We start from the raw sequence: 6572 nt of genomic DNA, 5'->3' as shown, positions 1-6572 counted from the left end.
GCTCCGTGCGCGAACTGTTCACGAGAACGCCGGGCTCAGAGGCCCCCGGGGGAGACGGGCTTGTCGGCTTCGGTCTTGATCTTGGTCCAGATCACCGTGGCGACGATGCCCACCGCGGTGGCGGCTGCCGCGTACCAGAGGGCCTGTTCGAGCGACACCGCCCCACGGTCACGGCGATCGGGGTCGGGATCGAGCAGGGCGTCCGGCGCCCAGGCCCGCAGGTGGGCGTAGACGACGTGCGTGATCGCCGTCATGGTCGTGGTGATGTCGTGCATCGGCTGGTCCTTTGCTGGTCGGTGCTGGTGTGACGGTGAGGTGGTGGGCGGTACGTGCAGTTCTTCAGAACGAGAGGGCGGGGTAGATGAGCAGTGCCATGAACAGCACCGCCATTCCCACGAGGGGCGGGGTGACCTTGTCGTTGCGGACCCGAGCTCGGGCCTCGTCGTCGGCGGCGAGTGTCGAACGCAGCGTGGAGCACTTGGCTGCGAGTGTCTTGGCGACCGGTGACCCTTCGGCAGCCGAGAGTGCCGCCGCGGACGCGACCTGTTGGAGTTCGTTCAGGTCGAAGTCGTCGGCGACGATCGACAGCGCCTCGACGAGGCTGCGGCCCGTGGTCGCCACCTCGCGCATCCGCCGGCGCAGTTGACGGAAGAGCAACCCGTCGCCGGCTTCCGCGGCTTGTCGAAGCGCGCCCTCGTGGCCGGTGTTCCCGGCGAGCAGCATCGTCACCATGTCGAGGTACGCGGACAGTTGGTGTCGCAGATCGATGCGCCGTTCGTCGGCCTCGGCCGTGGCGGCCGAATGGACGAAGACCGGAGCCAGCACGGCGCACGCGAGGGACAGGAGGAGAGGAACGAAGACCGAGATGTCGACGACGCCGAGCGTGTGCAGGATCCCGAGGACCAGCGACGGCGCGATCAGTCCGACGATGGCGGCGACGACCAGGTAGCCGGCGTGGGTCGTCGCTGGCCGACCGATGATGCGCAACGTGGCCGTGGAACCGAGTCGGCGTCGCACGAGTGGCGACCGTTCGGCGAGCGCGCCGATCCGGGTCGCCAGGTCGTGCCCATCGCCGGTCTTCGCGACGACGGGTGGGCGTCGGAGCCGTTGCACTGCGGTCGTCAGAGCGGGACGTGGTTGCCTCCAACCGGTCACCACCAGCCAGCCGGCCACGGCGAACAACACGCTCACGACGACGACACCGCCGACTCCGTTCATCGTGATGCTCCCGTCGTCGTCGGAATGGGGCGGTGGGCGTCGGCGCCGGTCAGGAAACGGGTCGGTTTCGGGAACCGGGACAGCCGCTGGACTCGCAGCAGCAGGACGGCGTACACGGCGAGCACCCCGCCGAGGAACAGTTGTCCCTCGCTCGTGTCGTAGGCGTCGAGGTAACTCGAGCGGCCGAAGACGAGGAGCAGCATGACGAGCACCCCCATGATGAGCGACAACAGCAGCACCTCACGTTGGATCGGTGCGCGTTCCGCCTCCACGATGCGCCGTCGATCGGCCGCGGTGCGGGCCTGCTCGGCGAGCGAGGTCAGCACGGCCACCGTGCGCGCCCCGCGCTGGACGGCGATCAGCAGTCCGGCCGAGACGAGGTCGCCCAGAGGGTCATCGAGTTCGTCGGCGAAGCGGCGGAATGCCGTGTCCGGATCCTGGTGGCCGAGCGCCGCCGACAGCCGACGTACCGCGGGGCGAATCGACGGGTGGGTGGTCGGGACCGTCGAAGCGATCGCGCCGATCGGCTGGTCGCCGGCGAGCAGCACGTCGCGCAGGTTCTCGATCCACGACGCGAGCGCATCGGTCCGCTCGACGTCGCTGGAGCGGTTTCGGTCGCGCCGTTGGAACGCAGCGACCCAGACCCAGGTTGCCGCTGCGATCACGACGGAGGGAACCACCCAACCCGACACCGCGAGGACGATCGCCCCGAGTCCGCCGGCCCATGCCGCCCGCACGATCGTGCCGCCATCGAGGTGGCGCGGAGCCGTTGCTGCGGTGGCGGACTCGTCGATCGGGGCGATCGCGACGACCACCGCGAGGATCAGCAGCGCGGTCGAGAGGATCAGCAGGAGGGTGTTCGAGCTCACGCGTGCCCTCGGATCGCGAACTGATCGGGCGAGTAGCCGGCGAGCTGGAGCCGAGTGAGGTGGCGTTGTGAGAGTGGTGCGAGTTGCGCCAACTCCGCCGACTCGTCGAGGCCCCACACCTCGGTGCTGGCCACGCCACCCCGCTCGCCCAACCCGCCGACTTCGATGATCGACGTGACCCGGCGGGTCGTGGCCTGATCGAGGGCGGCATTGCGGACGAGGTCGATGTGGACGACGAAATCGACCGTCTGCGCGATCAGACTCCAGACGGCGAACTCGGGCAGGTTCGTGTTCGACTTCGACACGTAGTAGGCGAGGCGTTGGAGGACGATGTCGGAGGTGTGCGCGTGAATCGTCGCGAGCGAGCCGCGCTTGCACATCGACGCCACATCCAACATGTCGAGTGCCTCGTCCTCGACCAACTCACCGACGACCACGCGGTCCGGGTTGAGTCGGCGCGTCAGTTCGACGAGCTGTCGGGTGGTGATCTCGCCTTCGCCCTCGGCGTTCGAGTGGCGGGTAAAGAGGGCCGGCGCGTCGGGGTGCCGAGGGTCGTCCTCGAGGCGGAGCTCGAGCAGGTTCTTCTCGACGGTGATGATCCGCTCGAGCGGCGAGACCTCGCCCAGCAGTTCGGTCAGCAGTGTCGTCTTTCCGGCACCCGGCGGACCGCTGACCAACATCGTGAAACCGCAGCGGACGAGAGCGCGCAACTGCGCGACCAGTCCGACCGGGAAGAGCCCGAGGTCGGCCAGCCCGTCGAGTCCGACCTGGCGCACGACGAAGCGTCGCACCGCGATCCGGGGATGGGTCGAGATTCCGTGCTCACCGTCGCCACCGAGCACCATCACGACGCGCGATCCGTCGTTCGACTGCATCGTCAGCATCGGCGATGACGTGTCGAGGCGTCCCTCGCCGGTGCCCTGCATCCGAAGTGCCAGACGCTTCTGGAAGGCGGTCAGTTCGGCGGACGAATTCCACAGTGCACCGACATCGACCTTGCGACCGTCGGCATAGGTCACCCATGTCGACGCCGCCGAGTTGACGTCGATCTCCTCGACCGACGTGTCGTTGAGGTACGGCTCCAGCGGGCCGGCACCGGTCAGCTCGGCGACGACGCGCCGACGCAGGACCTGTTCGGCGTCGAGTTCGAGCGGACGGACCCCCGCCCGGAGACGGTCCTCGTTGACCACGCCCAGCTCGTCGTTGATCCAGGCACCGACGAGCAGCTGTTGGCGTCGTTCGTCGAGCGCGAGTGGGAGATCGTTCGCCGGCCGGTCGATTCGAGCGGCGTCGTTCTCGACCGCGTCGATCAGTCGATCCGCGACCCTCGCGGTCACATCGCGCACCGGCGCGTCGAGCTCATCGGGCGGTCGCCGGAAGGTTGCGGTACGGCTCACCCGACGTCCTCACCCACTCGAAGTCGTGACGGCTCGGTGTCGTGTGCCGTGACGACGCTGTGGAGGTCCGCCGCGATCAGGGCGGTTGATCGCATCAACGGCAGACGCGCCAGGCGCCGGGCCGAGACGCCGGAGCGTCCGGCCAGCACGGCGGCGGACAATGGATCGACGGGAAGCACCCATGCACCGTCGCTCGGTGCGACGAAGTCGACGATCTCGTCGAGGCCGAAGGGAGCGTCACCGATCACGGCGAGGCCGACGCGCCGGCCGGTGTCGCCGAGTGCGGCGACGGTCTCGGCGAGCCGCTCCAACCGAACGGTTGCCGCGGCAGCCGACGAGGAATCCTGACGGTGGACCATCAGGCAGAACGTTGCCGACCGCAGTGCGCCGGGCAGGCGCAGCGGGTCGAGACGACCGACCTCGACGAGTGCGAGGAGGTCCTCACGCTCGCTCAGCAGGGGGAAGGCGGCGCCGTCGGCTTCGGCGATGACGCCTCGTGCTTCGCGTGTCCGGAACGGAGCCGGGATGAATCGCACGCCGGACGACGAGCGGCGGATCAGCGCATCGACGGCGGAGTCGGTCGTCGTCGGGGTCGCGCCGGATGAGTCCGCTTGCCGCAGGGCCGTGACAACCGAGGACAACGACGGATTGAGAGGTGTGTCCAGCCATGCCGCGAGCGACCCGCCCGTGGGATCGGCCTCGACGACGACCATCGGAAGGTCCGCTTCGTCGAACGATGTCGGCCACCCGGCGGCGATGGCGAGTGCCGTCGTCGTCGAACAGTCGCCACCGAGCACGATCGTCGTCATCTCACTCCTCGTCCCCAGCCGGCGGAAGCAGGACGACACTGACCACGTCGGCGGTCGCGACCTGCGGAGCGTCGGCGGCATCGACTTCGACCGACAGCGACACCGAACCGCTCCCGGACACCGATTCCATCGGCACCTCGGCCGCGGTGCCGGGGATCGACACCGGCGTTCCGTCGGCATCGACGATGACGAGTTGCAGCGCCGACCGTTCTCGGACGTTCGTCGGCATGAGGTCCGAGTCGACTTCGATCGCGACGATCGCCTTGCCGGGTTCCACCACGGGATCCGCTTGGAAGGCGATCCCGACCACGAGTTGGCCCGAGACGATCCGCACCTTCGCGTATTGGCCGACCAGAGAGTCGAGTTGGTTGCCGTCGACCGTCGGCACGCTGGAATCGACGTCGACATCGACCGTGCGGAACATGCCGGCGGTGACCTGAGCCCCGGCGGGGATGTTCTCGACGGCCTGGACCACCGAGGTCGTGTCGTCCAACGAGGAATAGACGAGCAGGTTGCCGCCGATGGCTGCCGCTCCCAGCGCGAGACCGGCCGCGATCCGGTTGCGACGCCGCGCGCTCGGACGGAATCCTGCGGTCGACGCTTCCGGCCCCGGCCCGCGACTCATGACACCATCACCACGTCGGTCACGACCAAGACATTCACCGCGACCGAGCCGCAGAAGAGCCCCGGACCGAAGGGAACGGTTCGACGGCGCGCGATGCCGCCCACGATCGCGGTTCCGGCCGACCCGACGGCCAGTGCACCGAGGCCGAGCATCGGGTCGACGAGTCCCAGCGCCGCTCCGAGGACCAGCGCGGTCTTGACGTCGCCGAACCCCATCGAGGCCGGTGAGACGAGGTGGGCGATCACGAGTGGACCGGCCATGGAGGCAGCGCCGACGGCCGCGCTCGTCGGGCTGATCGACGCACCTCCGACGACGGTGATCGCCGATGCGATGCCGCCGAGGATGGCGGCCATCGCGACCAAGCGGTTCGGGAGTCGCCGTTCGATCAGATCGACCAGCACCGCGGGAACCAGTGCCGCCACCGCGATTCCGCACGCCACGGGGATCCGTGGATCGAGGGTGCAGAGCAGAGCGATCGCGCCGGCGAACAGCATGAGCGTCCGGGCGAGAGGCCGACTCTCGGCCATGGTGTCGCGCAGCGTCCACCGTCGCGGGGACACGACGCGAACGGTCGACATCGACGTGTGGCTCACGCGCGTTGCCTGCAAAGTCCCCCAACCTCTCCAACGATTGACGGTGGACCATAGTCGGCCGTGCGATCCGGCCGTGAAGGCCGCCTACGACGTCGGAATTCGAACGGGGTGGAGGTCGGGGCGGGGGCGATGAGCGTCTCGAGCGGGTTCACGTTCACCCACGGGGTCGTCGTGGGCCGCGAACGGGAAAGGGAATGTCCTCAGGTCTGGAGCGAGCGCACGATCCAGTCGAGGAGCCACGACAGGAACGCGTAGAGGTGTCGCTCGGCCTCGAGCTCCTCCCCACCATCTCCAGCGGCGCCGACCTCGTCGTCTTCACCGACGTCGAGGATCGTGCCCAGCACGAGACGGATCGCATTGACCGACTGCATCAAGGCGACGACGTCGCTTTCCGCCAGCGGCGCGTCGCCGTCGAGCGCGGCCGTGACCGTGTCGATCTGCACGAGCCGACTCTTCACGAGGTCCTCGCGCATCAGCCGCTGGTACTCCGCCTCCTTCTCCGCATCGTCGGGATAGGCGGTGGGGAAGAGACGCTGGAGCGCGGCGGCGGTCGGACCACCGTCAGCATCCCCTTCGGTGAGGAGCACACGGAGTTCGTCGAGCATGTGCACGATCACGCCCCGTTCGTCGTCACCGAGGTTCAGTGTCCACGTCGCGGTGCCGCGGTGGGTCCTGGCGTAGATCGGCGGCTTGAAACGACGGGTCACGTGTCGTGTTCCATCGTGGCCCAGAGGCTGTGTTCGTGCAGATGGAAGACGTGCATCTCCGCTTCCTCGCGCGTGCCGGACGCCACGACGGCGCGGCCTTTCTCGTGGACGTCGAGCATCAACTCGGTCGCCTTCTCGTGCGAGAAGCCGAACAACTTCTGGAACACGTGGGTGACGTAGCTCATCAAATTGATCGGGTCGTTCCAGACGAGCACGATCCACGGACGGTCCGCAGCGGGGTCGTCGTCGAGTTCGGGCTCGACGACCTGAGTCGGTTCGAGCGTCGTGGGCACACCCCGAGCGTACCGAGCCGTCACCCACCGTCGTTCTCGTGAACAGTTCGCGCACGGAGCG

Annotated in this window: 9 protein-coding genes; all 9 read right to left on the bottom strand. The window is 68.4% G+C overall.

Annotated features, from left to right (window positions below; all coding sequences use genetic code 11):
• Window positions 1-35 precede the first annotated feature (35 nt).
• The gene (locus ON45_RS13010) at window positions 36-275 is read right to left on the bottom strand and encodes a hypothetical protein (protein ID WP_040494421.1); all 240 of its coding nucleotides are present in this window, start codon (window positions 273-275) and stop codon (window positions 36-38) included.
• A 64-nt stretch (window positions 276-339) separates the two neighbouring features.
• Window positions 340-1218 (bottom strand): type II secretion system F family protein, encoded by an 879-nt coding sequence (locus tag ON45_RS13005; RefSeq protein ID WP_040494420.1) that lies wholly within the window; start codon window positions 1216-1218, stop codon window positions 340-342.
• A complete protein-coding gene (locus ON45_RS13000; RefSeq protein WP_051063011.1) occupies window positions 1215-2087 on the bottom strand; it encodes a type II secretion system F family protein in 873 nt (290 codons plus the stop codon). Before ON45_RS13000 ends, ON45_RS13005 begins: the two co-directional genes overlap by 4 nt.
• Entirely contained in the window at window positions 2084-3484 is a 1401-nt protein-coding gene (locus ON45_RS12995) for a TadA family conjugal transfer-associated ATPase (RefSeq protein WP_051063010.1), read from the bottom strand. Before ON45_RS12995 ends, ON45_RS13000 begins: the two co-directional genes overlap by 4 nt.
• Entirely contained in the window at window positions 3481-4293 is an 813-nt protein-coding gene (locus ON45_RS12990) for a hypothetical protein (protein ID WP_040494419.1), read from the bottom strand. Before ON45_RS12990 ends, ON45_RS12995 begins: the two co-directional genes overlap by 4 nt.
• A 1-nt stretch (window position 4294) precedes the next feature.
• On the bottom strand, window positions 4295-4918 hold the full coding sequence (locus ON45_RS12985) for an SAF domain-containing protein (protein WP_040494418.1): 624 nt from the start codon (window positions 4916-4918) through the stop codon (window positions 4295-4297).
• A complete protein-coding gene (locus tag ON45_RS21525; RefSeq protein ID WP_148288673.1) occupies window positions 4915-5496 on the bottom strand; it encodes a prepilin peptidase in 582 nt (193 codons plus the stop codon). Before ON45_RS21525 ends, ON45_RS12985 begins: the two co-directional genes overlap by 4 nt.
• A 215-nt stretch (window positions 5497-5711) precedes the next feature.
• Window positions 5712-6218 carry a DUF2017 family protein gene (locus ON45_RS12975; protein ID WP_040494417.1) on the bottom strand — a complete coding sequence of 169 codons (507 nt, stop codon included), beginning with the start codon at window positions 6216-6218 and terminating at the stop codon, window positions 5712-5714.
• A complete protein-coding gene (gene clpS, locus ON45_RS12970) occupies window positions 6215-6511 on the bottom strand; it encodes an ATP-dependent Clp protease adapter ClpS (RefSeq protein WP_040494416.1) in 297 nt (98 codons plus the stop codon). The genes ON45_RS12975 and clpS overlap by 4 nt, the downstream gene beginning before the upstream one ends.
• Window positions 6512-6572: the final 61 nt, after the last annotated feature.

The organism is Ilumatobacter nonamiensis YM16-303 (assembly GCF_000350145.1).
In the GTDB taxonomy this organism is placed as follows: domain Bacteria; phylum Actinomycetota; class Acidimicrobiia; order Acidimicrobiales; family Ilumatobacteraceae; genus Ilumatobacter_A; species Ilumatobacter_A nonamiensis.
This window is presented reverse-complemented; position numbering and strand designations above follow the sequence as displayed.

Bases quoted from the DNA above. Each gene is read 5' to 3' on its own strand.
- ON45_RS13010 (WP_040494421.1), bottom strand. From the start codon at position 275: ATGCACGACATCACCACGACCATGACGGCGATCACGCACGTCGTCTAC.
- ON45_RS21525 (WP_148288673.1), bottom strand. From the start codon at position 5,496: ATGTCGACCGTTCGCGTCGTGTCCCCGCGACGGTGGACGCTGCGCGAC.
- ON45_RS13005 (WP_040494420.1), bottom strand. From the start codon at position 1,218: ATGAACGGAGTCGGCGGTGTCGTCGTCGTGAGCGTGTTGTTCGCCGTG.
- ON45_RS12990 (WP_040494419.1), bottom strand. From the start codon at position 4,293: ATGACGACGATCGTGCTCGGTGGCGACTGTTCGACGACGACGGCACTC.
- ON45_RS12985 (WP_040494418.1), bottom strand. From the start codon at position 4,918: ATGAGTCGCGGGCCGGGGCCGGAAGCGTCGACCGCAGGATTCCGTCCG.